The sequence below is a fragment of the Pseudomonas sp. Q2-TVG4-2 genome (assembly GCF_013620795.1).
Lineage (GTDB): Bacteria > Pseudomonadota > Gammaproteobacteria > Pseudomonadales > Pseudomonadaceae > Stutzerimonas.
Genome location: NZ_LGLW01000002.1, coordinates 119,350 through 145,279, shown reverse-complemented (window position 1 = coordinate 145,279; position 25,930 = coordinate 119,350). Strand labels below are relative to the sequence as shown.

The 25,930-nt window shown below is 61.1% G+C and carries 21 protein-coding genes; 9 read left to right on the top strand and 12 right to left on the bottom strand.

The window, feature by feature from the left end; all coding sequences use genetic code 11:
* Positions 1–287 precede the first annotated feature (287 nt).
* On the bottom strand, positions 288–1,694 hold the full coding sequence (locus H3028_RS05735) for a PLP-dependent aminotransferase family protein (protein WP_181296102.1): 1,407 nt from the start codon (positions 1,692–1,694) through the stop codon (positions 288–290).
* Positions 1,695–1,881: 187 nt separating this feature from the next.
* Between H3028_RS05735 and H3028_RS05730 the strand changes: the two genes are divergently transcribed.
* The 3 genes from H3028_RS05730 to H3028_RS05720 all read left to right on the top strand — a co-directional run bounded on the left by H3028_RS05730 (position 1,882) and on the right by H3028_RS05720 (position 5,728).
* A complete protein-coding gene (locus H3028_RS05730; protein ID WP_258237707.1) occupies positions 1,882–2,928 on the top strand; it encodes a thioredoxin family protein in 1,047 nt (348 codons plus the stop codon).
* 81 nt (positions 2,929–3,009) lie between these two features.
* A complete protein-coding gene (locus H3028_RS05725) occupies positions 3,010–5,040 on the top strand; it encodes a protein-disulfide reductase DsbD (RefSeq protein WP_181296101.1) in 2,031 nt (676 codons plus the stop codon).
* 31 nt (positions 5,041–5,071) lie between these two features.
* Complete coding sequence (locus H3028_RS05720) at positions 5,072–5,728, top strand: FMN-dependent NADH-azoreductase (RefSeq protein WP_181296100.1); 657 nt, start codon at positions 5,072–5,074, stop codon at positions 5,726–5,728.
* A 185-nt stretch (positions 5,729–5,913) separates the two neighbouring features.
* Here the strand turns inward: H3028_RS05720 and H3028_RS05715 are convergent, their stop codons facing one another.
* Positions 5,914–6,924: an NAD(P)-dependent alcohol dehydrogenase gene (locus H3028_RS05715; protein WP_181296099.1), complete on the bottom strand. Its 1,011-nt coding sequence runs from the start codon at positions 6,922–6,924 to the stop codon at positions 5,914–5,916.
* Between the two features lie 176 nt (positions 6,925–7,100).
* Between H3028_RS05715 and H3028_RS05710 the strand changes: the two genes are divergently transcribed.
* From H3028_RS05710 to H3028_RS05700, 3 genes are all read left to right on the top strand, one after another.
* A complete protein-coding gene (locus H3028_RS05710) occupies positions 7,101–8,015 on the top strand; it encodes a LysR family transcriptional regulator (RefSeq protein WP_181296098.1) in 915 nt (304 codons plus the stop codon).
* A 270-nt stretch (positions 8,016–8,285) separates the two neighbouring features.
* Positions 8,286–9,614 (top strand): TrkH family potassium uptake protein, encoded by a 1,329-nt coding sequence (locus H3028_RS05705; protein WP_181296097.1) that lies wholly within the window; start codon positions 8,286–8,288, stop codon positions 9,612–9,614.
* Positions 9,604–10,299: a TrkA family potassium uptake protein gene (locus tag H3028_RS05700; protein ID WP_181296096.1), complete on the top strand. Its 696-nt coding sequence runs from the start codon at positions 9,604–9,606 to the stop codon at positions 10,297–10,299. Before H3028_RS05705 ends, H3028_RS05700 begins: the two co-directional genes overlap by 11 nt.
* Before the next feature lie 89 nt (positions 10,300–10,388).
* On the opposite strand, the gene dctM is transcribed toward H3028_RS05700, so the two are convergent.
* From dctM to H3028_RS05680, 4 genes are all read right to left on the bottom strand, one after another.
* Positions 10,389–11,669 (bottom strand): C4-dicarboxylate TRAP transporter large permease protein DctM, encoded by a 1,281-nt coding sequence (dctM, locus tag H3028_RS05695; RefSeq protein ID WP_181296095.1) that lies wholly within the window; start codon positions 11,667–11,669, stop codon positions 10,389–10,391.
* Positions 11,670–12,296: a TRAP transporter small permease gene (locus tag H3028_RS05690; protein WP_181296094.1), complete on the bottom strand. Its 627-nt coding sequence runs from the start codon at positions 12,294–12,296 to the stop codon at positions 11,670–11,672. It abuts the gene before it with no gap.
* 723 nt (positions 12,297–13,019) lie between these two features.
* Entirely contained in the window at positions 13,020–13,781 is a 762-nt protein-coding gene (locus H3028_RS05685) for a TerC family protein (protein WP_181296206.1), read from the bottom strand.
* 491 nt (positions 13,782–14,272) lie between these two features.
* Positions 14,273–14,977: a 2OG-Fe(II) oxygenase gene (locus tag H3028_RS05680; protein ID WP_219919930.1), complete on the bottom strand. Its 705-nt coding sequence runs from the start codon at positions 14,975–14,977 to the stop codon at positions 14,273–14,275.
* A gap of 930 nt (positions 14,978–15,907) precedes the next feature.
* Here H3028_RS05680 and H3028_RS05675 point away from each other — a divergent pair.
* The 3 genes from H3028_RS05675 to H3028_RS05665 are packed head-to-tail and all read left to right on the top strand — an operon-like array spanning position 15,908 to position 19,484.
* Positions 15,908–17,236, top strand: coding sequence for a flippase (locus H3028_RS05675; protein WP_181296092.1), 1,329 nt, complete (start codon positions 15,908–15,910; stop codon positions 17,234–17,236).
* Positions 17,233–18,291, top strand: a complete 1,059-nt coding sequence (locus H3028_RS05670) for a nitroreductase family protein (RefSeq protein WP_181296091.1) — start codon at positions 17,233–17,235, stop codon at positions 18,289–18,291. Before H3028_RS05675 ends, H3028_RS05670 begins: the two co-directional genes overlap by 4 nt.
* Before the next feature lie 8 nt (positions 18,292–18,299).
* Entirely contained in the window at positions 18,300–19,484 is a 1,185-nt protein-coding gene (locus H3028_RS05665; RefSeq protein ID WP_181296090.1) for a polysaccharide pyruvyl transferase family protein, read from the top strand.
* Positions 19,485–19,516: 32 nt separating this feature from the next.
* On the opposite strand, the gene H3028_RS05660 is transcribed toward H3028_RS05665, so the two are convergent.
* Genes H3028_RS05660 through coxB form a run of 6 tightly spaced genes read right to left on the bottom strand, consistent with a single transcriptional unit; the run spans position 19,517 to position 25,930 of the window.
* On the bottom strand, positions 19,517–20,122 hold the full coding sequence (locus H3028_RS05660; protein ID WP_181296089.1) for a DedA family protein: 606 nt from the start codon (positions 20,120–20,122) through the stop codon (positions 19,517–19,519).
* Positions 20,123–20,124: 2 nt separating this feature from the next.
* Entirely contained in the window at positions 20,125–21,372 is a 1,248-nt protein-coding gene (locus tag H3028_RS05655) for a c-type cytochrome (RefSeq protein WP_219919907.1), read from the bottom strand.
* Complete coding sequence (locus H3028_RS05650; RefSeq protein WP_181296088.1) at positions 21,353–21,982, bottom strand: cytochrome c oxidase assembly protein; 630 nt, start codon at positions 21,980–21,982, stop codon at positions 21,353–21,355. The genes H3028_RS05655 and H3028_RS05650 overlap by 20 nt, the downstream gene beginning before the upstream one ends.
* A complete protein-coding gene (locus H3028_RS05645; RefSeq protein WP_181296087.1) occupies positions 21,979–22,392 on the bottom strand; it encodes a hypothetical protein in 414 nt (137 codons plus the stop codon). Before H3028_RS05645 ends, H3028_RS05650 begins: the two co-directional genes overlap by 4 nt.
* Positions 22,389–24,917, bottom strand: a complete 2,529-nt coding sequence (gene ctaD / locus H3028_RS05640) for a cytochrome c oxidase subunit I (protein WP_181296086.1) — start codon at positions 24,915–24,917, stop codon at positions 22,389–22,391. Before ctaD ends, H3028_RS05645 begins: the two co-directional genes overlap by 4 nt.
* Entirely contained in the window at positions 24,914–25,930 is a 1,017-nt protein-coding gene (coxB, locus tag H3028_RS05635; protein WP_181296085.1) for a cytochrome c oxidase subunit II, read from the bottom strand. Before coxB ends, ctaD begins: the two co-directional genes overlap by 4 nt.

Sequence of the window (25,930 nt, the reverse complement as noted above, 5' to 3'; positions counted from 1 at the left end):
ATCGGTGAAATCAACACAGCCGGAGTGACCGCGTTTGGCCGATGGCAACCCTTGGATGCAGTCCGCTAACCGCCAAGCCTGCCACTCATGCGCGTCCGTATTGGACAGCGATCGCTTCCGGTAGCTATCGATGACAGGCTGTGTATCCAGGTCTGTCGGCATTTCAGGTAACGCTGGGCACATCGTTCATTCCGTTTCCCCCTCGCTGCCGATGAGCCGGTACGGTCAGTGATTGGAGCAGCCTCGTGCAGGCCGAGCGCGCTGCCACGGTATGGCTTTTTCTATTCCTAGATAAGCGCTTCAGTGAGCTGAACCAGGCGTCTGCAGCAGTCGTCAATGCCTTCGTCCGGTATGTTGGTGACGCCCAACAGCAAGCCGCTACGGGCCTGTGCGGCGTCGGCATACCAGATAGATAGCGGTAAGGGCGCAAGCCCAAATGCTAATGCTTGCTGACTGATGGCAACGTCGTTTGTGCCTTGAGGCAAGTGCAGCAGCAAAGCAAGCCCCGCCATCGCTTCGGTCGTGGCCGGAACGCTCAAGGCACGCTGTAGAGCGGCCAACCGGGCGGTATAAGTGCGCTTCATTCTGCGCAGATGGCGCAGGTAGTGCCCCTTGCGCATGAACTCTGCAAGCGCCCATTGGCTGGCGATCGATGCAGCGGGTGCCAGCGCAGCCGCTGTGTCTGCGACTCTGTTTGCCAGGGATGTCGGCGCCACTACAAACCCTAGACGCAAGCCCGGGTTAATGGTTTTGCTGAACGTACCGATGTGAATGACCCGGCCTGAACGATCCTGGGAGGCAAGCGCTGGGGCGGCCCGACCAGCAAGTTGAAGCTCGCTCAGATAGTCATCTTCGATGATCCAGCTGCCGTTGTTATCCGCCCATTCCAGCAGGCGAAGGCGCCGTGACAGCGACAATGTCACCCCTAGCGGTGCCTGCTGTCCTGCGGTGACGACCGCCAACGCCGCATTCGGCGCATGTCGGATACCTTCTTCGACGTCCAACCCATGTGCATCAACGCTGACCGGTACCGACTTAATCCCCGCCATGGAAAGCGCCGTTCGGGTCATTGGATAGCCGGGATCTTCCATCCACGCCGTCCGCCCTCGCAAGCCGAGCGCATGCAGGATCAGCCCAAGGCCACCGGAGTAGCCTGAGGTGATGACGATCTGTTCTGGCGCGCAGACGACGCCTCGCGCCACTGAAAGATAGGCGGCGATCTCGGTCCGCAAACCAGGCTCCCCGCGAGGGTCCGGGTAGCTGACCGGTGCCATTGCGGCCTGACGGGCCGCGCCCGCGGCAATGCGTGACCACACCTTGTAGGGAAAAACGTCCTGCGCGGGTATGCCAGCCTGAAACACCATGGGCGCGTTGCTGAATGGATGCTGGTAGAAGTCCGGCAATGGCGAGCGCAGACTGCTGGCGTCAGTCGCCCGGACCGCCGGTAACGGCTGCGCGACAAAGGTACCCGCAGCGCCGCGGGAGACGATCAGCTGTTCATCGATCAGTCGTTCATAAGCCGCCCGCACGGTGCCACGAGCTACGCCTAGCTGAGCGCTGAGGTCCCGCCAGGACGGCAAGCGAGCACCCGCATACAGATGCCCTTCGCCGATTGACCTGCCAATGGCTCCAACAATTTGCTCAACCAGAGAAAGCCCCGCCTCGCGGTTGAGCTCAATACGCAAATCTTCCATGCAACCTTCACCCGCGGGCATCGACGAAAAGACAAAAGGCGGCCTGACGGTTTCAGGTACGAGCGATATCAGGCCACCGATGGTACAACCAGATTTGCTATTCATGGGCCTTTTTATTGAACCTTTAACCAATATGATGGAGCACCATAACGACCGATTTCATGCCCATCCGGGTCAAGGAGCTCCCTTGCAATCACCGTCTCTCCTCTCACTCATCAAGCAACTCGCGACCCTGCTCGTGCTCGGAAGCGCGCTCCACTCGGCTCATGCCGATGACAGTCTGGACGATGAGGGTGAGCGGCGGGCACGCACCGCCGGCGCTTCGTTGATCGGGCAGCCTGGGCCGGTCGCAGTGCTCGAAACCATCGATGGAAAAAAGATCGACTTGGCTGAGCTATATGGAGAAAAGCCGGTTTACTTGAAGTTCTGGGCCACGTGGTGCGTGCCCTGCCGCCAGCAGATGCCTGGCTTCGAGCAGTTGCAACAGACGATGGGCGACAAGGTGCAGGTCATCGCGGTAAACACTGGCTTCAGCGACGACATTGACTCGATCCGCGCATACCGCAAGGAGCATCAGTTAACCATGCCGATCACAGTCGATGACGGGAGTCTGGCGGCGGACCTCAACCTACGGGTAACACCCCAGCATGTAGTGATCGGCCGGGATGGGCTGATATCCCATATTGGTCACCTTGATGACCAGGCGCTGCATGCCGCGCTGGAGCGTGCCGTATCAGAGCGAACGGCCTCCGCCAGGCGCTCGGAGACCAACACAGCGCCAGAGACGCCGCAGTTCGCCGTGGGCGACACCGTGACCGGTCTGAGCATCGAGACCCTCGACGGCGATCAGGTGAAGCTGGGCAAGGGCGACAAGCCACGCGCGCTGGTGTTCTTCGCGCCCTGGTGCGAGTCCTATCTCGAGCAGAGCCGGCCAGAGACGTCCCAGGCCTGCCTACGGGTGCGCAAGGATGTGGACAGCCTGATGGGCCAAAGCGACATAGAGTGGCTGGGCGTTTCTTCAGGCCTGTGGGTCTCGGCCAGCGATTTGCAGGACTACAAGACCACCACGCCTACCGCTCTGCCGCTAGCGCTCGACGAGCAGGACGAGCTCTTCCGCGCCTTCGCCATTCGAGACATCCCGACGGTGGTCCTCCTGGATGCGCAAGGCCGTGTCGCCAATATCCTCAAACCGCAGGACAGCAATCTCGTAGAGGCAATCAAGGCTCTGCATTGACCCGTTTCGCCCCGCGGTTACGGGAAGAGGCGCCATGACGCCTCCTCTCTTTATCCTCTCGATCCTTTCATCAGGAAGCCCATGCCACTGCTATCGCTGAAAAGGCTCCTGCTCTGCTTTTGCCTGTGCATGATCAATCTGCCTGGCATGGCAGCCGAGATGCCCGGTCCTGACGATGTTTTGATCGCCTCGTCGCTGATCGCTGCAACCGAATCGCCTTCACCTGGATCGACCACGACATTGGCGATCTACATGGAACCGCAGGGCGAGTGGCACGGCTACTGGAAGCAGCCAGGCGATGTCGGCCTCCCGGCTACGTTTACCTGGCATCTGCCGGACGGTGTGAGCGTGGGCGATCCCGCCTACCCGTTGCCGCAAACGCTGCTGATTGAAGGCTTGATGAACCATGTCTACGAGCACCCCTACGCGCTGCTCGTAGACCTGACCCTCGACGACGGCCTGCCAGGCGGGACGGCATTGCCGATCCGAGTGGATATGCAATATCTGGCCTGTCGGTATGACGCCTGCGTTCCTGAGCGCGCCTCACTGGACACGACATTGCACGTAGGCGATGGTCACCAGTCGCCTGACGTTGCAGCCCGCTTCGCCGGCTGGCGCCAGGCGCTGCCCAGACCGCTGGCCGCACCGGCCAGTTTTAACGTAGACGGCGATCTCCTACGCCTCCGCGTGCCGCTTCCTGCCAGCGTCTCGATCCAAGACCCCCACCTGTTCTCCGCAACCAGGGGGGCGATCGACAATGCCGCCCCCCAACGTGTCGAGCGACGCGGCGATGAGTTGATGCTGGAAACACGTGTGGGTGATCAAGTACCCGATACTTTCCTGGCCACGCTGAAACTGAGTGATGATCTGGGCCTGGACATAAACGCGACACGCGACGGTCCGACGAGCGCCCCCGACAGCCGCTTGAGCATCATCCTGCTTGCGCTGGCCGGCGCGATTGCCGGCGGGCTGTTGCTGAATCTGATGCCGTGCGTCTTTCCTATCCTCAGCCTCAAAGCCATGAGCCTGGCGCGCTCTGGCATCAGCCCGGCTATAGCTCGTCGCGACGCCGTCGCCTACACCAGCGGTGTGGTGCTGGTGTGCGTCTTGCTGGGCGCCGCCCTGCTCGTTCTACGTGCCGCTGGCGCCCAAGTGGGCTGGGCCTTCCAGTTGCAGAACGCGGCGGTGATTCTGACCCTGATGTTGCTCACCACTGCCATCGCTTTCAATTTAGCCGGGCTGTTCGAGCTGGCAGCAATTGATGCCGGTACCAAGCTAACCAACCAAAGCGGCGCCAGCGGCGCGTTCTGGACTGGCGCGCTCGCTGCCTTCATCGCCACGCCGTGCTCCGGACCTTTCATGGCTGCGGCCCTTGGCGCAGCGCTGGTATTACCGACTGCCGCAGCCATGCTGGTATTCGCCGGGCTCGGCCTGGGCATCGCTTTGCCTTTTCTACTGCTGGGGTTCATCCCGGCGCTGCAGCGGCGCCTGCCCAGACCTGGCCCTTGGATGGGAACCCTGCGCCGCCTCCTCGCAGTGCCGATGTTCCTCACCGCGCTCGCCCTCCTGTGGGTACTCAGCCAACAGGTCCCGGCCAATGCGCTGGTCGCATCCCTGGGCTGCGCCATGCTGCTTGCACTCGGGCTCTGGCTGACTGGCCTCTGGCAGCAGAAACTGAAACGCAATGCCTGGTTGCCCGCTGCTCTGGCATTGATTCTGGCGCTCGGCCTGGGCTGGAGCCAGGTCTCTGGGCAAACCGCGCCTGCCTTGGATGTGCAGCGACGCGCGTTCGACGAGCAACAACTCGCTCAACTGCGCGCTGATAAGGTACCGGTGTTTGTCTACTTCACCGCCGACTGGTGCATCACCTGCAAGGTGAACGAGCAAGTCGCCATCAACCGTAAAGCGACCGCGCAGGCTTTTGCCGCTGCCGGGGTCGAAATGATGCGCGGCGACTGGACCAATGGCGATCCCGTCATTACCTCATTCCTCGAGCGTCAAGGTCGCTCAGGTGTTCCGCTGTACTTGTGGTACGGAGCGGGCGAAGCCGAACCACGGCTGTTGCCCCAGATCCTCGGACCGGACTCGCTGCTCGAACTGGTGCAACGGTAATTCTGATCGTCGAAATACCAAGGAGTCGTTCATGGAACAATTGCTCGTCATCAACACCAGTCCGCAGTGCAGCGCGTCGTACAGTCGGCAAATGACTGAACGCTTCGTGCATCTCTGGCGCCTCCGGTACCCGAGCGGGGAAATCGTCTACCGAGAGCTGGGCAACCAGCCGATTCCACACGTCGATGAGCGCTGGGTTGAGGCCGCTTTCACCCCGCCTGAGGCCCGAAACCATCAACAGAAAGACGCATTGGCGCTCAGCGACGAGCTGGTGAGCGAGCTGAAGCAAGCCACCCAGCTTGTGATCGGCTGTCCCATGCACAACCTGTCGGTACCCAGTACGCTAAAAGCTTATATCGACCAGACCGTCCGCATGGGAGTGACGACCCGCCTGGTACCTGGCACACCTGGCAGCCCCTACGCCGGCCTACTGCACGACAAGAAGGCGTACCTGCTGCTTGTGAGAGGCGGCCATGGCTATGAGGAAGACGGAGCATACGCACACATGAACTTCCAGCAACCCTACTTGACCGCAGTATTGGGCATGCTAGGCGTCCACGACGTAACGACGGTCAGCCTGGAATACACCGCTATCGGCGGTGATCAATTCAGTGAAGCCGTCAAACGGGCCAATGTACGTATCGATTCGCTGATTCCCGCGTCGGCACCACCGATGCCGACGGGATGAAAATCGAACGCACAACCAGTGGCACCGCCAGCCTGCTGGCGATGCCCCGAGCGGTTGAAGCGCTGTCACACGCGGCCGCCCGATCTGGGCCGAACAGGCCAAGGACGGGCGGGTGGAGGTGATAGTCGACATGATTGCTGGAAAGCGAACGCAAAAGGGCGCCCCGGTGGCGCCCTTTTTCATCATCAGGCGATCTTGATCACCAGCTTTCCAAATGCACCCTTGGCCAGGTGCTCATAGGCTTCATGCGCCTTCTCGAACGGGTAGACCTGAGCGATTACCGGACGAATGTTGTGCGCGTTCAGGAACACATTCATCCGGTCGAACGATGAGCGCGGCGCCACGGCGATACCGCGAATAGTGGTCTGACGGAAGATGAGTGGCATCAGGTTCAGTTGGACGCTCTGCCCCGCCATGAAACCGATCTGTGCAATACGGCCAGCTGCTTTGGTAGCCGCAACAGATTGATTGATGCCCTCGCCACCGGCCACGTCGAGCAACAGGTCAACGCCCTTGCCACCGGTCAGCTTGAGCACGTCCTCATGCCAGTCGGGCGACGTGCGGTAGTTGATGCCGGCCACGGCACCCAGTCCTTTGACGATTTGCAAGTTTTCGTCGCTGCTGGAGGTTGCGATCACCTTGGCGCCGAGTGCGGTAGCAATCTGCACGGCGAAAATCGAGACACCACCCGTACCTTGAACCAGCACGGTCTGACCTGGCTGAATCTGCCCGAAATCGACCAGCGAGTACCAGGCGGTGAGCGCCGCGATAGGCAATGTCGCAGCCTCTTCGTCGGACATATTGTCCGGAGCACCAACCGCACTGTCCTCATGGATAATCATGTATTCAGCCAGTCCGCCCGGCAGCGGCGAGCCGAAGCAATAAGCCGGCTCATTCGGGCCCGGCTCCCCATCCAGCCAACGCGAGTACAAGTGCGAGTTGACGCGATCGCCAATCTTGAAGCGCGTTACGCCGTCTCCCACCGCAACCACGGTGCCGGCGGCATCGCTGACAGGAATCAGGGGCTTGGGAACCAGATGAGGTTCGTAGATGCCGTCGACGATGGCCTTGTCGCGGAAGTTGAGGGAGACCGCGCCGACCTTCACCAGCAGCTCGCCGGCTCTGGGTTGCGGGGTAGGTACGTCATCCAGTTGCAGGTTATCAAGCCCAAAATCTTTCAGTAGCCAAGCCTTCATTTTCACATCTCCAAAGAGGGATAAGGCAGCCGATCAGGCGATCCGCTGTGTTCTCGGCCTATTGTTCAGCTTTGGAAGAAGGCAATAAATGCGCGCAAACCGACATGATAATTCTATTGTTAGGCAACAATAGGTGCGCTTGAATGTGGCCGCCCGTGACCGCAGTGAGGTAAGAAATGGAACTGCTTAAATCGATGCGATTGTTCGCGCGCCTGGCCGAGCTCGGGAGCTTCACCAAAGCGGCGGAGTCGTTGCAGATCGGCCGTCCGCAAGTCACCCGGTCTATCCAGGAGTTGGAGGCGTCGCTCGGGGTTCGCTTGTTTCAGCGCACCACCCGACAGGTCAAACTGACGGCCGAAGGTGAACGCTTTTATGAACGGGTCAAGGAGATTCTCGGGACTATCTCGGAAGCCACGTCCATGTTCGATCGCTCCGGCTCTACCCTTGGCGGGCGACTTCGCATCGACATACCCACCGCATTCGCTCAACTGAAATTCATGGACAGTTTGCGAGAGTTCACCAAGCGTTTCCCGGCTATAAACCTGGTGCTCGGCGTGACTGATCGCACGGTCGATCTGGTCGGTGAAGGCATTGATTGCGCCCTGCGCATCGGGCTGCTGCCGGACTCGACGCTCATAGCGCGCCCGATTGGCATGGCAAAAATGGTTACCTGCGCAGCTCCAGCGTACCTGCACGAGCACGGCGAGCCCACCACGCTGGAGGATCTGGATGCCCACCGGGGAGTCAACTTTCTGTCCGGGCAAAACAACAGGCCACTCCCCTGGCACTTCTCTATGGATGGGCAAGACAGAACCTATATCAGCCATACCGGAATAGCCGTTACTGAGTCAGACGCTTACGTGCAATGTGGCGTTGCGGGCTTCGGGATTATTCAAGCACCGGGCATTGCAGTCGACCGATACCTGGCCGATGGCGCCCTCGTGGAAATTCTCAAACCCTACCGCCCGCAACCTCGCCCAGTCACGGTGCTGTACCCAAGTCGCACTCATCTGGCACCGCAAGTGGACGTGTTCCTGGATTGGCTGCAAAAGGCGTTTCCGCTTCTTCACTCTGAATGGTTGGAGCGATAGGCGACGGTGAATACATGAGCATCCACTGTCCGCTTCGGGTTGGATCATGTCGGGTGAGCTCAGCTCGCATCCTTACACGCGGACAGGCCGGGGTTGTCCCTGCATTGAGCACCAGGCTGTTTAGTTGGAGCGTTTCGGCAGATAATCGCGCACCCATTTGCCGTACGCCCAGCGTAAACGCGGCCGCTGTGCGCCGCTGGGAACCGGGGCAGCGGTTACCGGGCCGCCATGCGTTTTGCGTTGCAGACATCCCATGAAAAGGGCGACTGAATGAAGTCTTCGCTACATCCAGCCAGGGTGGTGGCCCTGATATTTGCTGGCGTGGTCATATTGGGTACCGCTCTGCTGATGCTTCCTGCCTCAAGCAGCAACGGTCTCTCGGCCCCCTTCGTTACAGCGCTCTTCACGTCCGTATCTGCTGTATGCGTAACAGGACTGATCATCGTAGACACGGGTACGTATTGGACCGCGTTTGGTCAGGTCGTCATCCTTGCGCTCTTCCAGCTGGGGGGCTTTGGCATGATGACCGTTGCCACGCTGTTGGGGCTGCTGGTGAACCGATCGTTTCGTCTGCGCACCAAGCTGATCGCTCAGGTTGAGAATCGCTCACTGGCAGTTGGCGATATCGCAAGCGTGGCAAAGCTCGTTTTCGTTGTCACGCTGGTGGTGGAAGCGGTTGTGGCGCTCCTGCTTACGCTGAGGCTCCACCTGAATTACGACATCGGGTGGGCCGCTGCGGCGTGGAGCGGCCTGTTTCATGCGGTTTCAGCGTTCAATAACGCCGGCTTTTCCATCTATGCAGACAACCTCATCGGTTATGCCACTGATGGGGTGATGTTGGGGCCTATCATGGCCGCCATCATCGTCGGGGGCATCGGTTTTCCGGTATTGCAGGATCTGCGCAATAAATTCGCCGACCCGCGACATTGGTCGCTGCATACCAAACTGACGCTGAGCGGCACGGCAATTCTTCTGGGCCTCGGATTTGCGTGTTTTTTGTGGTTTGAATGGAGCAATCCACGCACCTTCGCTCATATGTCCACGGCAGATAAGCTCCTATCCGCACTCTTCACCTCCGTTTCGGCTAGGACGGCCGGCTTCAATGCCCTGGATATCGGCGCGATGACCCAAGAAAGCTGGGCGCTGCACTACCTCCTGATGTTTATCGGCGGAGGTAGTGCTGGTACTGCTGGCGGAGTGAAGGTAGGCACCGTGGCAATTCTCATCCTGATGGTTGTCGCAGAGGTTCGGGGTCGACCCGACTGCGAAGCATTCGGTCGAAGGATCGCTGTCGCCTCGCAACGCCAGGCGATCACCGTCCTGGTCCTGGGGAGCGCCATGGTCGTGCTGGGCACGCTGTTCATCCTGCGTGAAACGGACTTCCCGACCGATCAGGTAATTTTCGAGGTCATCTCAGCTTTCGGCACCGTCGGCCTCTCCACCGGAATTACGGCCGCCTTGCCTGAGTCCAGTCAGCTGATGCTCAGTTTGCTGATGTACACCGGGCGGGTCGGGACTATCACGCTGGCGGTTTCACTCGCCCTAGGCGCTCACCGCATGCCGTACCGCTATCCAGAGGAGCATCCAATTGTTGGCTAAATTGTTGTTTTCCGAGCAATACGCCTTCTCGCAAGGCGACAGCGTCGTGGTAATCGGGCTGGGCCGCTTTGGAAGTGCCGTAGCTCAGTCATTGGTGCATCTAGGCCATGATGTGATGGGTATCGACCGAGAGTCTGAGCCAGTGCATGCCTGGGCTGATCGACTGACGCACGCCGTACAGGCGGACGCGACCAATGCCATGGTGCTTCGTCAGCTCGGCGTAGCGGATTTTGCGCACGCGATCGTCGGCATCGGAACCGACGTGGCGGCGAGCCTAATGACGCTAATGGCTTTGACCGAACTAGGGACCAAGGACATCTGGGTCAAAGCGCTGACTAAGGAGCATGGCCAGATCGCCCAGCGCATCGGCGCCCACCATGTCGTCTATCCTGAGGCCGACATGGGCGTACGGGTCGCGAATATGGTGTCCGGGAGGCTGATTGACTTCATCGAACTTGATGATGGCTTCGCGCTCGCGAAGATCCATGCGCCATCGGCTACTCACAATCGTACGCTTGAAGAGTCCACCGTACGCACCAAGTACAGAATCACGATCGTGGGTATCAAACGCACCAACCAAGACTTCCAACACGCCACGCCGAGCACGCTAATCTTGCCAGGCGATCTATTGATCGTTTCCGGCCCAACAGGGCAGATACAGCGCTTTGCTGGCCAGACGGAATAGTCAGGACCATTAATCAGAACGCGCGGTGGCGTGAGGCGACAAGACAAAAAAAAGCCCGGCCAGGCCGGGCTCGAACGTCAGCGCCGCATTTACATACCCAGCGCGTTCGGAAGGGCCAGCGACAGAGCCGGGATATAGGTGATCAGAACGAGGAAGCCGATCAGCAGCATCAGCCATGGCATAGCCGCGCGCACCACCTGCGGCACGGTCATGCCCGTCACGGCCGAGGTGACGAACAGGTTGAGACCAACCGGCGGTGTGATCAGACCGATTTCCATGTTCACGACCATGATGATGCCAAGGTGAATCGGGTCGATGCCTAGCTCTATAGCGATCGGAAACAGGATCGGGGCGAGGATCAGAATGATTGCAGACGGCTCCATGAACGCACCGGCCACCAGCAGCACGATGTTCACCACCAGCAGGAACATCCAGGGCTGCAGACCCGCCTCAAGGACCATGGCGGTGATCTGTTGCGGAATCTGCTCGGTCGTCAGCACGTGCGCGAAAAGCATGGCGTTGGCGATGATGAACATCAGCATGATCGACAGCTTGCCTGACTCGAGAACGACCCTCGGGCAATCACGCAGCGTGATGTCCTTGTAGACGAAGACTGCGACGAAAGCTGAGTAGATCGCGGCGACCGCTGCGGCTTCGGTCGGCGTGAACATGCCCGAATAAATGCCGCCCAGGATTACCACCATCAACAGCAAGCCCCAGATAGCCTTGCGAGCAGCCGCGAGCCATTCCTTGAACGTAGCGCGTGGCAGAGCGGGCAACTTCTTCTTGACGGCGATAATGTAGATGGCGGCCATCAGCACCACGCCAAGCATGATCCCGGGCACCACGCCGGCCATGAATAGCTTGCCAACCGAGGTTTCGGTCGCGGCGGCGTAGACCACCATCACGACTGAGGGCGGAATGAGGATGCCCAGCGTACCGGCGTTGCACACGATGCCTGCCCCGAAGGCTTGCGGGTACCCCGAGCGCACCATGCCGGCAATTGCGATCGAGCCGACTGCCGCAACGGTTGCCGGGCTCGAGCCAGACAAGGCTGCGAACAACATGCAAGCCAGGACAGCGCCAATGGCCAGACCGCCACGGATATGGCCAACGCAGGCGTTAGCGAAGTCGATCAATCTGCGGGCTACGCCGCCGGTAGTCATGAACGCGCCGGCGAGCAGGAAGAACGGGATGGCGAGCAGCGTGTAGTGCTCGGACGTCTCGAACAGCTTGATCGCCAACGAGGTGACCGAGTCAGGGCTGAACAACAGGATTGTCAGGGACCCGGCCAACCCTAGGGAAATGGCGACCGGTACGCCGATGAACATCAGCGCAAACAGCGCGACGAACAGGAAGAGAATGGTCATTTATTTCGACTCCTCTGCGCCCAGTTTCACGGCTTCGGCGGCTTCATCTGCCAGGCCCAGGCCGGTTTGTTCGTTACGCAAGAGGCGTACGAAGATTTCAGCGAAACGGATGAATACCAAGGCGAAGCCGATCGGAACGATCATGCCGATGTGCCATTGCTTGACACCGAAATGGCCGAGGTCCTCGGCGCCGATGTTGGCGGTGAGCAACGCCGATATCCAGGTGAAGCTCGCCGATGCCAGCAGCCCGGCATAGCCAAGGCAGAGCAGGCACGCGAGGATTCCGATATAGCGCTGAACGTGGCGCGGGGCGAGTTTAACCAGGGCGTCTACCCCAATGTGGCCGGCGGTCCGTACGCCATAGGCCAAGCCAAAGAAGATCAGCCAGGCAAATAGCGCTTTGGTCAGTGCGGTGCTCCAGGTCATCGATTGGGCCAACCCGATGGTGAAGTCGCCCATGGCGAAGAACAGGTTTTCGACAGACGAGAAGCGATCTCCCAAACTGTAAAACGCGGTGTAGAGGTTATTGAGGATGACGTAGACAAAGGTGACTAACGTCATGGCAGCAAGCAGGAAGGCAATGAAGCCCTCTTCAAAGTGATCCCAAGCGCGCCTGAGGGCGTTCATGGATGTTTCTCCGGGGTGAGGATCAATTGTTATTTGGCACTTGGGGGGGTGCCGTTGGATTGGCTTTTGGCTAGCCGCGGCAGGGAGTGAATACGGTTGTTCTGGGCCTCCGCCTCGAGCCGCAGTACCCACCAACCTGTCGGTAAATAACGGAGCAAAGCGCATGCCAGACGGTAGTCGGGACCACAGCGGCACCACGGGCGCGGCGTACCGAATACGGCGCTCCCGCGCCAATTCGAGGCAACACGACGAAGCCGTCCTGGCTAAATAGCGAGGAAGAAACGCCTTGATGCAGAGGGGCGGCATAGGGAAACGAGGGCGGGTATAGAAGCGCTGGCGGATTGCCGCCATTGGCTCTGATGCCAAGGCGGAGTTCCGCCAGCTGAGATGCGTAAAGGGGGCATCTTGCGCAGTAGCCTGCGCTATATGCGAGAGCGGGCTGATACCACCTGGGAGAAGGTGAACGATGCGACCGCGACTACCAACCAATCGTCGAGTACGGGCCTAAGGGCGCGGCCTGGGATGCCGCGAAACGGGCGACACACAGCGCCTCTCTGCCCCGCCCTGTTCAAGCCTGAACGCACTTCCCTGCCCTGGACAGTCGTGCTTGCTGAGCGTTACTAGCTCGGCCAGTGTTTGGCAGCCAGGCCGGCGCTAGCGGCGGCCGGCGGCCCGGTTCGGCTGGCGCCGATTACACCTCCGCCACCGCGATGCCGCATCTCGTCACTGAGGCGACTGAAGCTGCTTCTGCTTAGCTCGCCGCGCCAGCATATTCAGCACTTCGACGCCCGCTGAAAACGCCATGGCGGCATAAACGTAACCCTTGGGCACATGGGCGCCGAAACCTTCGGCGATCAGCGTCATCCCTATCATCAGCAGGAAGCCCAGGGCGAGCATCACCACGGTCGGATTGTCGTTGATGAACTTGGCCAGCGGATTGGCTGCCACGAGCATGACGGTCACCGCGACGACGACAGCGATGACCATGATGGCAACATGGTCGGTCATACCGACCGCCGTGATGATGCTGTCGACTGAAAAAACCAGATCGAGCAGCAAAATCTGCGCAATCGCGGAGCCGAACCCCATCATGGCCGCGTTCTCGAGCGGCTTGCCTTCGAACATGTCCCCACCAGGCGTGGGATCCATGCTGTGGTGGATTTCCTTGGTGGCCTTCCACAAAAGAAACAGACCCCCAGCGATGAGAATCATGTCCTTCCAGGACAGCGCATTGCCAAACAACTCAACCACGGGCTCGGTGAGCTGGACGATCCAGGCCACTGTTCCCAGCAAGCCCAACCGCAGGATCAGCGCGAGACCAATGCCAATGCGCCTTGCGCGCTCACGCTGATGCTCCGGAAGCTTGTTGGTCAAAATCGAGATGAATATCAAGTTGTCGATACCGAGAACCACTTCCATGGCAATCAAAGTGGCCAGGGCAACCCAAGTGGTGGGTTCGGAAAAAAGCTGGATAAGCGATTCCATCAAGGATCTCTGGGGCTGGGTAGTTGACGATCCCACAACCGGGATCATTTAGTTCACAAGAGCATATCCGGAACCCAGCCGGCGCAAGAGCGCAGCAATCAGGCCGATTTGTATCAAGGCGATTCAACATCAACACGTCGCGAGCCGGCAGCGCTATCGCACCAAAAGCCAGTCGAGCGCCGCATGGATAGGAATGGGGAAAGAGCGGTTGCGGCATCCAGCACGCTCTCTATCAGGCTACCCGAGCCATTGGCATAAACGCCTATCAAATCACCCTTTGCGCCATCCTCCGTCGAGGGCTTGGGAACCGGAGCCCTGCACGACTATCGGACTTCCGTCGCGATCCGGCTGCTAGAACAACTGACTCCTCGAACCCCAGCACGTTCCTCACAGGTGTCGCCCATACGCAGCTTCCCAGGAGCAAGCGATGCCACGTTGCTCAGCTGGCGAAACGGATTCCGGCGAAGACCTGCGGGCCGACTTGAGCCTGCCTACAGGGAATCGTGGAAGATAATTCCCATCGCGTAGCGGTTTCCAGAATGGATGCGGCTTATCCCGTGACGCATAGTGACCCGGTAGAAGCCCCGTTTGCCGGAGACCGGCCGGTGTCGAACCGCGAATATCACCGCGTCGCCTTGATCGAGGTGAACTACTTCCACGCGCGACTGCGTCCTTGGACGCTGCTCGGTAAGCACGAACTCACCACCCTTAAAATCGTGGCGAGGCCGGGACAGCAGGACCGTGGCTTGCAGCGGAAAGATGTGCTCGCCGTAGACATCCTGATGAAGACAGTTGTAATCGTCCTGACCATACCGCAGCAGCAGGGGCGTAGGTCGTGGCTGCCCTGCGGCGTGGCAGATGGCGAGGAAATCGGCAAGCGCCAGCGGATAACGTACGCCAACGCGTAACGCCTGGTTCCAACTATTGGCCACGGGCGCCAAGTGGGGATAGAGCGCTGTTCTCAATCCGGAGATAAGCGGTACAAGCGGATATTCGAAGTACTTGTATTCTCCTCGTCCGAAGCCATGGCGTTGCATGACGACCCGACTTCGGAAGAGTTCGTCCTGGTCATACAGCTCGATGAGCCGCTCGCATTCTCGCGGTGAAAGCAGGCCGTTGAGAATGGTATAGCCGCGCGCATCCAAGTCCGCTGCGGCCTGGAGCCAGTCGAACCCACTGACCCGCTGCTCGATCATGTCACGGCCCAAGACATCCATTGGATTGGTCATCGTTCATCCTGCTCTTGCAGGTCGTGCGCCCGCTTCCCGCTTCTGGCTTTCGAACAGGCAAGCGAAGATTTGATCCGTCTCAGCAGGCAACGAGCCGTCTGCCAAGGTAATTTCAGCACATCGACTCAATAGCGACAGCGATAGATAAATGAAAGGCTCGACTGCAGATATGCCTTACCGTTTGGACTGCAACCGCCAGGTGCGTCACGAGCCCATCGCTGGAGAACAGCGAAACACCCAGCCAGGCGTCACGACGCTTCGCGGTGAATCGTTTTTGAAAGACAGATACAAAAAAGCCCCGCATCAAACGATGCGGGGCTTTTCTGAGTTGGGCTGAGTCCTGTCCCTTTGGCCGCTCCAAGCAGCAATTCCTTACGCCGTCCCTGGCGCTTGCGAGATCCTTCGCGGCAGCCTTACCGCAGCCCAAACGTGGCGGGCTGGGCGCCGTGCTAGGCGATCCATGACGCGTCGAAACGGGTCACGGACCGGCCAGCAACGGCAGCAGGGTTAAGAGCTAGCGTGATGGCAAAAGTTCCACTTTTGAAATGAAAAGGCCATCAGGTTAAGCGCATCGAGCCCGGACGCCAGTTGCCGATGGTCGGTTGGGCCAGCACACAGCTGGTCGGAGGCAGCCTCGGCGTGCCTAGGCACCGACGGAACGCACTCATGGGCGATACAGCGGGGGAATGCCCGCCAATGCTGAAGTTTTGGCGCATCCAACGCTTGATGGCCTTTCGCCGGATCTGGTTTCACGCAGCTCATCGATATATTTCTTATTACCCAGCGGCCCGGAACATACCGAATAGACCGCGGTCAGCTGTGCGTCGCAGACTCCAGCGCAACTGTATAGGCATTGCTTGCCACCACGGAGCCAGCCTCGAGGATCCGGGCCATTCAATGATCGTGATTAAGACCATCTTCGACAAACTTAAACTCTATCTATTTAACGCTTCGTGGATGATGGCGGAGCGATTGCTGCATATCGGCGTCGGTTTTCTTACAGCAATCCTGTTGGCGAGGTATCTGGGGCCGGAGCAGTTCGGCATCTTGTCCTATGCAATCTCGATGACCGCCATCTTCGCCTCCGCCGGACACATGGGGCTGGCCGGGTTGGTGGTGCGCGAAGTCGTGAAGAAACCGGACAAGGTACCGGAAACGCTGGGCACCACTTTTCTACTCAAGCTAACGGGGATGACGCTTGGGTTCGCCCTGATCGTTATCTACGCGCTGCTGTTCGAAGAGGTCGGTGGCACCGAGTTCTGGATGCTGCTAATCGTCGCCTCGGCGATTTTTTTCCAGACCTTCGACGTGGTGGAATACTGGTTTCAATCGCAGGTGCAGGCCAAGTATCCGGCCATCGCCAAGTCCAGCGCGATTATGCTCTCGGCCGGCATTAAGCTGCTGCTGGTCTTCAGCGGCGCCGGGGTGGTGGCCTTTGCCTTTGCCCATACCGCACAGTTCGTGCTCGCGGCGGTGATCCTGGCCATCCTCTACAAGGGCACCACCACCGTCTCGCTGATGAGCTGGAAAGCCAGTCTCGCCAAAGCTAAAGAGCTGCTCAGTCAAGGCTGGATCCTGTATGTCGGCTCGATCTTCGCGGTGATCTACATGAAGATCGATCAGGTAATGCTCAAATGGATGATCGGCGCCGAAGAGGTCGGCGTCTATGCAGTCGCCGCGCAACTGTCGGAAGCCTGGTATTTCCTGCCGACCGCCATTGTCGCGTCCTTTTTCCCCAAACTGATCAAGCTCCATGCCGCCGACGCGGCGCGATTCAATCAGCGCTTCCAGCAGCTGTTCGATGTGCTGTTCATCCTCGCTATCGCCGTTGCGCTGCTGGTGACGCTTGTCGCCGGGCCGCTGATTTCGCTGTTGTTCGGCGTTGAGTACCAGAACTCCGCCGCGATCCTCACCATCCATATATGGGCGGGCGTGTTCATCTTTATGCGCGCGGCATTCAGCCGCTGGATACTGATCGAGGGCGCGCTGATGTTTTCTTTGATAACCCAGGGTCTCGGCGCGCTGGCCAACATCGGGCTGAACATGCTGCTGATCCCACATTACGGCGGTGAGGGCGCAGCCATGGCAACACTGATTTCCTATGCAATTGCCTCCTACGCCGCGCTGCTGGTGCACAAGAAGACCCGGCCGGTGTTCTACATGATGACCAAATCCATTTTCAGCCCGTTTCGCTATGCGTTCAGCGCCGTAGGAGCTGCCCGATGAGCCTCAAGTCCCTCGCCAAAGCCCTGCCTGAGCCGGTCAAGAATCTGATCAAGTCCACCCGGGACAACACCGGCCTGGCTCTGGTCCGGCTGTTTTCCAGCAACGGCTTCCTATCTTCCATTTATTACTGCCTGATCAGCCGCGAGTTCGACCGCGAGCATCGTGCAGTACTGCTGGGGCGGCTGCAGTTCGCCCGGCTGATGCGCAGCAAGGGCGAGAACGACGCCTTCCTGCGACGCAACGTGCACCGTTTGGAGAAGGGCCTGATCATGCGTCCGCGGCGCTCCACCTTCGCCGAGGACTACATCGGCCCGACCGTGCGCTGCTTCGCTGACGCGGCCCAGGCCGGAGTCGCCAACGGCCAACAGCGCTGGGCCAACGACGTGCTCACCGACTACTTCTCCGCGGTCGGCAGCACGCCGCGCATCGACTCGGCCAAGCAAGCCTTTGCCGGCGCACAGAACCTTGATGAATCCAGCCGTTGCGTGCCCTACCCACACAGTGAGCTACCGCCGTGCCCGGTCAGCTACGACGAGTTGATGGTGTTGTTTCGCCGTCGCCGCTCGGTGCGTTGGTATCAGGACCGGCCGGTCAGCAACGAATTGATCGAACAGGCTGTCAGGGCCGCGGCCCTCGCGCCTTCGGCCTGCAACCGGCAGCCGTTTCGCTTCTACGTCAGCAACGACCCGGCCAAGGCGGCCGATGTTGCCCAGTGCGCCGGCGGCACGGCGGGCTTTCACGACAACCTGCCCTGCGTGATCGCGGTGGTGGGCGATCTCGGCTGCTACCCGGAGGCGCGCGATCGCCATGTGATCTATATCGACGGTTCACTGGCGGCGATGCAGCTGATGCTGGCCCTGGAAAGCCTGGGCCTTTCAAGCTGTTCGATCAACTGGCCGGATGTCGAAGAAAAAGAACGCCGACTGGCGAAGAAACTGAGCCTGGGCTACCACGAGCGCACGGTGATGCTGCTGGCAGTGGGCTATGCCGATCCAACGGGCGGGATTCCTTATTCGGACAAGAAGACCGAGAAAGATTTGATCGTATTCAATTGAGGTAAGCGATGATTATCGAGATCAGAAAGGCAGGCTTCGTCAATAAAGGCGCAGAGCTGATGTTGCATGCGGCACTGCAGAAGCTGAGGACCCGGTATCCCGACGCTACCTACGTCATGGCGCCGACGCCGAAGAAGGCCGAGCAACCGTTCCGCAAGCTGGTCCAGCTGGGCTTCTACCCCAAGGCCTGGCTGTGGCGCTACGGCATCCAGTGGGGCACCTTGGCCAATTTCGCTCCGCGCCCGCTGCGTGAAATGTACGGCGTGGTGCTGGATAAAGAAGTCGACGTGGTCATCGACGCCGCCGGCTTTGCCTATAGCGATCAATGGGGCGAAAGCCCGTGCGCCGAACTGGCGCAATCGACCCGGCGCTGGAAGAAGAACGGCACTCGAGTGATTCTGCTGCCGCAGGCGCTGGGCCCGTACGAGTCGGAGAAAAATCAGGCGGCGATGAAGACCGTGGTCGAGAACGTTGATCTGATCTTCCCGCGCGAGCGCGTTTCCTATGAGCATCTGACCAAGCTGGTCGGCAAGCAGACCAAGATCAAGCAATCGCCGGATTTCACCAACCTGGTCACCGGCGTTCTACCGCCGGGCTTCGATGTCGAGCAGAACCGCTTCTGCATCGTCCCGAACTGCCGAATGCTCGACAAGACCGACCAGAAGACCCGCGAGGCCTACCTGCCGTTTTTGATCAGTTGCACACGCTACTTGCTGGAGAAAGGCGCCAACCCATTCGTGCTGGTGCATGAAGGCAAGGATGATCAGCGCTTGGCCGACGAGCTGTCAGCAGCGGTCGGCGGCATCCCTATCGTCAAGGAAAGCGGCGCACTGGAGATAAAGGGCATCCTCGGCGCCTGCAGCGGCACCTTGGGCAGCCGCTTCCATGGCCTGGTCAGCGCCTTGTCTCAGGGTGTGCCAGCACTGGCCACGGGCTGGAGTCACAAATACCAGATGCTCTTCGAAGACTACGGTTTCCCGGAAGGCCTGGTCCAGGTCACCACCGACGAGGCGGAGATCAAGCGCAAGATCGACCTGGTGACCGACGACGCTGCTCGGATCAAGGCCCTGATCCAGTCCCGCACCGATCAGCTCAAGCATCAGTCCGAGCAAATGTGGCAGGAGGTATTCGCCGTGATCGATCGATGCGAGCGTGTCCGGCACACTCATCACGAGGCGGTAGGCGCGGCCTAAGGGATCGCCGTGGCGCCACGAGGCGCCGCGGCTCAATCCTTATCGGCGAAGCGCTGACGGATCAGCCGGTACAGGTAGTAGAGGACGAACAGCACCACCACGCCGGTGGAGATCGGGTCGAGGTACTGCGAGACCTTTTCATACTGCGATTCGAGGACGAAACCGGCCAGGGCCAGCAGCGCCGTCCAGATCAGCGAACCCAGCGTCGAATAGATCAGAAACAGCGCCATCGGCATACCAACGATGCCGGCCGGCACCGAGATCAGGGTGCGCACCGCTGGCATCAGACGGCCGAAGAACACCGCCCCCTTGCCATGCCGATCGAACCAGCCGCTCGCCTTGTCGATATCTTCCGGTGACAGCGTCAGCCAATGCCCCCAGCGCTTGGCCAAGCGTTTCATGCGCTCCTGACCGAGCTTGGCGCCGGCGTAGTACCAGGGCAATGCGCCGACCACCGAGCCAGCCGTGCCCACGGCGATCACCGCGGCAAAATTCAGCTCGCCGCGCGCCGCGACGAAGCCGGCCAGCGGCATGATCAGTTCCGAGGGGATCGGCGGGAAGATGTTCTCCAGCAACATCAGCGCGAATACGCCGAGGTAGCCGAACGCCGAAACCACTTCCACGATCTTGTCGAACATCGTTACCTCTGCTGGATCGATGGTAGGTCGTCTGGCACCTCAGCCTGGGCGGGTGACGCCTTTGCCGGAAGCGAAGCGTAATAGTCCGCCAGTTCCTGCATTTGCTCGGGCTTAAGGCGCTGCGCGGCGCTGTGCATGATATTGGCGTACTCACTGCCGCCACGCTTGCCCGCAGTGAACAGCTCCAGCTGTAGCTTCAGATAAGCGCTGTACTGGCCGGCAATGCTGGGATACATGGGATTGCGTGGCGAGCGCTTCGGCCCGTGGCAATGAACACAGGACGGCACGCCCCGTTCCGGCACGCCGCGCTCAGCCAGGGCGCGGCCGCGCTCGAGCGCTGCAGCCGATGCGTCGGGCTTGTCCGCTCGGGCAGGCACGGGCAGTTCGGCGTAATGCTTGGCAAGTGCCGTTAGCACCGGCGGTTCGAGCCCGGCGGCAATCGGCTGCATGATGCCGCTGTGGCGTTTTCCACCGGCATAGGCCTGCAGTGTGCCGAGCAGGTAGGCCTGACTCTGGCCGGCCAGTCGCGGAAAGGCGCCCTCGCCACGCCCGCCGCCATCCGCCGCGTGGCAGCGGGCGCAGTTGTCCAGCACCGAGCCCAGAGGGTCCTGCAAGGGCCGCGGAGAATCAGGCGTCAGCGGTTTGCTGCCCGCGCGGGCTCGCTCACCCAGTGCAAGCCGCTGGTAGCGCTCGGCCGACATCGCCGGCATCGCCTGCAGGAAGGCCACCATCGCCCAGACCTCGTCCTCCCGCCTCGTTGCCGGCCAGGCCGGCATGGCGGTGAACTTGACGCCATGTTTGACGATCCAGAACAGCTCCCGCGGCTTCCAGCGCTCTATCCGCGGGGGCAAAAACGGCGGCTCGGGGGTCATCTGCCGCACGATCAGCGAACGCTCTCGCCCCGGTGCTCCATGGCAGAACACACAACCCGTCTCGTAATGCCCGGCGCCCTTGAGCACTAGCGCGGGATCGTCAAGGGGCGGCGCCTTGATGCCCATCGACTGGGTACTGACTGCGCGGCGCATGGCGTAATGCAGCATCCAGCCAGTCGCCTTCCAATGCCCGGAGCTGGCGCTGATCGAGACCAGCCCCAGCGAGACGAGCAACAAGCCACCCGCACCAGCAAGCCCCGCCAGCAGCATGATGCCCGCCGCCACGCGCCGCCAGGAACCCCCGGTTAGCCAGCGCAGCCAGCGACGCAGCGGCATCGACACGCGGCAGAGCAACGACCTAGCTGACCGAAACGACATCGCGCTTGTCCTGTAAAAGTCCACCGAGCAGACACAGCCCACCGAGCAGGTAGGCCGTGCCGCCGAATACCAGCATGATCACGCCACCCAGCTGTTGATCCTCCAGCGGGCTGAGGCCCGACAGCGCCGAACCTGCGTGTTCGAATAGCGGTCGGCTGGACATCGCCAACAGCACGCCGAGCAGCGTCATGTGCATGGAGGTCAGCAGCAACCCGGCGATACCGGCCAGTGCACGCCTATGCCTGACTCCGCCGAACGCTGCGAGCCACACCAGCAACCCGACGAACAGGTAGCTGCCCTGCTCCAGCACTTGCGCGGCCTGTGAGGTTCGCGCCGCATGGTGCAGTGCTGGCATATGCCAGGCCCAGACGACGAACAGCTCGATCACCGAGGCCAGGATCGGCGAAAACAGCACCGGCACTCGGCTGGAAAGGTCCAGCCGGCCACCGGCCAGTCCGATTGCCAGCAAGGGCGCCGCCACCGCCACCACCATCACGTGCATGAGCATGTGGCCGACGAACAGACGATCCGCCATCGCCGGCAGCGGGCCGAGCCAGACCGCCGCCAGCGTGGCCAGTCCCAGCATCAAGGACAAGGGCCGCCAGATCATTCGCAGCTCCCGATGAAGACCACGCACAGCGCAACGAACACCGTAGCGACGAAGCTCAGGCCGCTCAGCAGTAGCGTCGAAAAGCCCAGAAAGCGATGGCGGTCGGCGGGCGTATCGAAATCATGCGGGGCCGTCGCGTTGCCGAACGTATGCCGACGCCAGCCGCTCCAGCCGGTCAGCGCAATACCCGCCAGCGCCACGAGCGTGAGCACGCCGATGGCGACACGCAGATCGCCCAGGGGACCGGCGCGCCCCGCCATCTTGGCGCACCAGACTGCCGCCGCCACGTACGACAACAGGAAGTGCATGGCCCAGATTGCCGGTCCGATGACGAGCAACCACAGCGTGTCTCGCACCTGTGGCGTGGCTTCCGGCTGGTCCTCAGGCCTGGGTTCGCGCTGTTCGCTCATGCGACCTCCGGGAAGCCGGCGATGACCGCGACGGTCACGACCAGGGTGATGGCCATGAAGTGCCAGTAGAGCGCGACGTTGCGAATGTCGATGTCGTACTCGGCAGTCATCCGTCCCGCCGCACGGCGAGCCAGGCAGTACAGTTGCATGATCAGCCCCACACCGAGATGCAGCAGGCACCAGAGCACCAACACCCATACCGTCGCCGGGTAGACGTTCTCGGTCGGGTCGAGACCGTTGAAATGCGGTCCAGCCCAAAGCGAATAGGCTCCGGCCAAGGTCAGAATGGCCGCCAGCCCCAGCGCGGCATAGAAGCCGGTCGCCTGGTCGCGGTCATTGCAGCGGCGCGCCAACAGCGTCAGGCCCCAGGAGGCGAGAATCAGGCCCAGGGCGACCGTCGGCCACATCACACCCGGGCCCGCAGCATCGGCCGGCGGAAAGTTCTCGTGCACCGTCCAGAAGAAAAAATAGCCGAAGACCAGACTGGCGAAGGCGCTCATGTCGCCGATCATGGTGATGAAGGTGGCCCACCAGCCCACCGATTTGGCGCCCGAGGCATACAACGGCAGCGACACGTCCAGGCCGATGTCCTTGCGCGGTTTCTCCGGAATCACCGCGGTGCCCGTCCAGAGCCAGGCGAGGATGGTTATCAGCGCGAGAAAACCGCTGATCAAGGCAGGGACGTACCAACTGTAGGTCGCGAAGATGAACAGCCCCCCGGTGAAGATCGCAGCCCACATGCTGCGAAAGGTCGGCCCCGGCACTCGCAGGCACTGGATGGGCTCGGCGTCGATGATGCTGCTGATCAAAGTCTCGCGTTTGCCTTCCTCGGCATCCGGCAGGTAAAAGCGTCCGGCATCGACGTCGCGCATCAGGTTCGGCTGATCCCACAGCGGGTAGCGACTCTTGATGATCGGAATCGAACGCGAGCCCCAGGGCATGCCGGGCATTTCCGCGAGCCACTCAAGGGTGCCGGCATTCCACGGGTTGCGTTTGCTGTAGGGCTGCTTGCCCTTGGGCCGCATGACATCCCAGACCAGCACCGCGACGCCGGCGGCAAGAATGAACGCGCCCACCGTAGACACCATATTGAGCACATCGAAGCCCATGTCCGGCGCATAGGTGTAGACGCGACGCGGCATGCCCAGCAGGCCGGTGAAGTGCATCGGCAGGAAGGCGATGTTGAAGCCGATGAACATCAGCCAGAAGGCGATCCGCCCGAGGCGATCAGACAGCGTCTTGCTGAGTGCCAGCGGGAAGAAATAGTAAAGCCCGGCGATCACTGGAAACAGCATGCCGCCGATCAGCACGTAGTGCAGGTGGGCGACGATGAAGTAGGTGTCGTGGGCCTGGAAGTCGAACGGCGCCAGCGCCACCATCACCCCGGTCAGACCGCCGAGGACGAAGATCGCCAGCGCGCCGGCGACGAACAGCATCGGCACCGATTTAACGAAACGCCCTGCCAGCGCCGTCGCCAGAAAGCAGAAGATCTGCACGCCGGTGGGAATCGCCACCGCCTCGGACGCGGCCGAGAAGAACGCCAGCGAGATTGCCGGCATACCGGTGGTGAACATGTGGTGGACCCACAGCCCGAAGCTGATGAAACCGGTGCCCACGGCGGCCAGCACGATGAAGCTGTAACCAACGATGGGCCGCTGGGCGGCGGTGGGCACGATGGTCGCTACCAACGCCACCGCCGGCAGGAAGATGATGTACACCTCGGGATGGCCGAATATCCAGAACAGGTGTTGCCACAAGAGCGGATCGCCGCCGCGGCTGGCATCGAAGAACGGCCAATCAAAGGCGCGTTCCAGCTCGAACAGCAGGTCGCCAGCGATCAGCGGCGGAAAGGCGAACAGGATCATCCCCGCCACCACGAGGATGTACCAGGAATACAAGGGGATCAGGTTGATGCGCATCCCCGGTGGCCGCGTCTTCAGCACGCCGACGATCAACTCCACCGCGGCCGCAATCGACGACACCTCAATGAACGACAGCCCGAGCAGCCAGATATCCGCGCCGAGGCCATCCTGATAAGTCGTGGTCAGCGGCGGGTACATGAACCAACCGCCCTGGGGCGCGACGCCGAAGAAGATCGAACCGCAGACAAACACGCCACCAATGATGAAACACCAGAAGCCGTACGCCGATAGCCGGGGGAACGGCAGATCCCGCGCCCCGAGCATCTGCGGCAGGATGAGAATCGAGAAAGCCTCGAAGATCGGCACGCCAAACAAAAACATCATCACCGAGCCGTGCAGGGTGAACACCTGGTTGTAGGTCTCGGCCGACAGCAGATCGTTCTCAGGCACCGCCAGTTGGGCGCGGATGAGCATTGCCAGCACGCCAGCAAACAGGAAGAACAGGAACGACACCCCGGTGTACCAGAGCCCGACCTCGGTGTTGTTCACCGCCGACCAGTAACGCCAGCCGGTGGGCGTTTTCCAGGCGGCGGCGAGGCGTTCGGCCTGAGCCTTGGCACGGGCCTCTTCCGGCGGGTCGCGGTAATCCATCGGCTCGCTCATTTCAGCCCCTTCAGGTAATGCGCCATGGCGTTCAGCTGGTCATCTGGCAGCATGCCGAAGGTCGGCATCTTCACGTCCGGCTTGATTTCGCCGGTATGCCCGATCCAGCGCCGGAACGCCTCGACATCGGCCGGCAGCGTCCCGGCCGCGAGGCTCAAGCGGCTGCCGACATGTGTGAGGTCGGGGCCGACCGTGCCGTCCGCCTCGGTACCGCGCACCCGATGGCAGGCGCCGCAGCCGTTGCTGAGAAACGCCCGCTGGCCCTGGCGCTGCAATGCCGTTTCAGGTGCCTGGGCCGGCTGTGCCTGGCTGGCGAGCCAGCTACTGAAGGCCGCCGGCTCCATCACCACCACGGGGAACGCCATCAGCGCGTGGGACGTCCCGCAATACTCGGCGCATGCGCCGCGAAAGGTCCCGGTGCGCGTCGGCTCGAGTACCAGCTGATTGGTGCGGCCGGGAATCATGTCGACCTTGCCACCCAGCGAGGGAATCCAGAACGAGTGGATCACGTCCGGGCTGGTCAGGTCGAAGGCCACCCGCTGGCCGACGGGTAGCCGAATCTCGTTAGCCAGCTCGACGGGTTCACCGGCCTCGGTTTGGTAGCGCACCCGCCACCACCATTGTTCGCCAGATACATCCACCCGCAGGTCGATATCGGTGGTTGAGCGCAGCGGCGGCATCAGCATCAGCCCATAGCTCAGCAACGCCGTGAGCACGACGACCGGAAAGATGATGCCGCCGCCAAGGATCAGCCAGCGAGCACTGCGGATCCCGTGTGCACCGGGTTGCGCCTGGGTGACGTAAAGGGCGATGCCCATCACGACGGCCCAGATCAGCACGCCGCCAGCGCACATCCACCAGAACAGCGTGGCGATGCTCTCAGCGCCGGTACCGGCGGGGTTCAGCGTCGATTGCTGACCATCACAGGCGACCAGCAATGTCAGCGGCAACAGGCCGAGCCCGCGCTGCCATTGCCGTGTCCGCTGGATGTCGTTGTTCAGCTGCTGCCACAT

Bases quoted from the DNA above. Each gene is read 5' to 3' on its own strand.
- H3028_RS05735 (WP_181296102.1), bottom strand. From the start codon at position 1,694: ATGGAAGATTTGCGTATTGAGCTCAACCGCGAGGCGGGGCTTTCTCTG.
- H3028_RS05725 (WP_181296101.1), top strand. From the start codon at position 3,010: ATGCCACTGCTATCGCTGAAAAGGCTCCTGCTCTGCTTTTGCCTGTGC.
- H3028_RS05720 (WP_181296100.1), top strand. From the start codon at position 5,072: ATGGAACAATTGCTCGTCATCAACACCAGTCCGCAGTGCAGCGCGTCG.
- H3028_RS05715 (WP_181296099.1), bottom strand. From the start codon at position 6,924: ATGAAGGCTTGGCTACTGAAAGATTTTGGGCTTGATAACCTGCAACTG.
- H3028_RS05710 (WP_181296098.1), top strand. From the start codon at position 7,101: ATGGAACTGCTTAAATCGATGCGATTGTTCGCGCGCCTGGCCGAGCTC.
- H3028_RS05705 (WP_181296097.1), top strand. From the start codon at position 8,286: ATGAAGTCTTCGCTACATCCAGCCAGGGTGGTGGCCCTGATATTTGCT.
- dctM (WP_181296095.1), bottom strand. From the start codon at position 11,669: ATGACCATTCTCTTCCTGTTCGTCGCGCTGTTTGCGCTGATGTTCATC.
- H3028_RS05690 (WP_181296094.1), bottom strand. From the start codon at position 12,296: ATGAACGCCCTCAGGCGCGCTTGGGATCACTTTGAAGAGGGCTTCATT.
- H3028_RS05685 (WP_181296206.1), bottom strand. From the start codon at position 13,781: ATGGAATCGCTTATCCAGCTTTTTTCCGAACCCACCACTTGGGTTGCC.
- H3028_RS05680 (WP_219919930.1), bottom strand. From the start codon at position 14,977: ATGATCGAGCAGCGGGTCAGTGGGTTCGACTGGCTCCAGGCCGCAGCG.
- H3028_RS05675 (WP_181296092.1), top strand. From the start codon at position 15,908: ATGATCGTGATTAAGACCATCTTCGACAAACTTAAACTCTATCTATTT.
- H3028_RS05670 (WP_181296091.1), top strand. From the start codon at position 17,233: ATGAGCCTCAAGTCCCTCGCCAAAGCCCTGCCTGAGCCGGTCAAGAAT.
- H3028_RS05665 (WP_181296090.1), top strand. From the start codon at position 18,300: ATGATTATCGAGATCAGAAAGGCAGGCTTCGTCAATAAAGGCGCAGAG.
- H3028_RS05660 (WP_181296089.1), bottom strand. From the start codon at position 20,122: ATGTTCGACAAGATCGTGGAAGTGGTTTCGGCGTTCGGCTACCTCGGC.
- H3028_RS05655 (WP_219919907.1), bottom strand. From the start codon at position 21,372: ATGTCGTTTCGGTCAGCTAGGTCGTTGCTCTGCCGCGTGTCGATGCCG.
- H3028_RS05650 (WP_181296088.1), bottom strand. From the start codon at position 21,982: ATGATCTGGCGGCCCTTGTCCTTGATGCTGGGACTGGCCACGCTGGCG.
- H3028_RS05645 (WP_181296087.1), bottom strand. From the start codon at position 22,392: ATGAGCGAACAGCGCGAACCCAGGCCTGAGGACCAGCCGGAAGCCACG.
- ctaD (WP_181296086.1), bottom strand. From the start codon at position 24,917: ATGAGCGAGCCGATGGATTACCGCGACCCGCCGGAAGAGGCCCGTGCC.
- coxB (WP_181296085.1), bottom strand. From the start codon at position 25,930: ATGTGGCAGCAGCTGAACAACGACATCCAGCGGACACGGCAATGGCAG.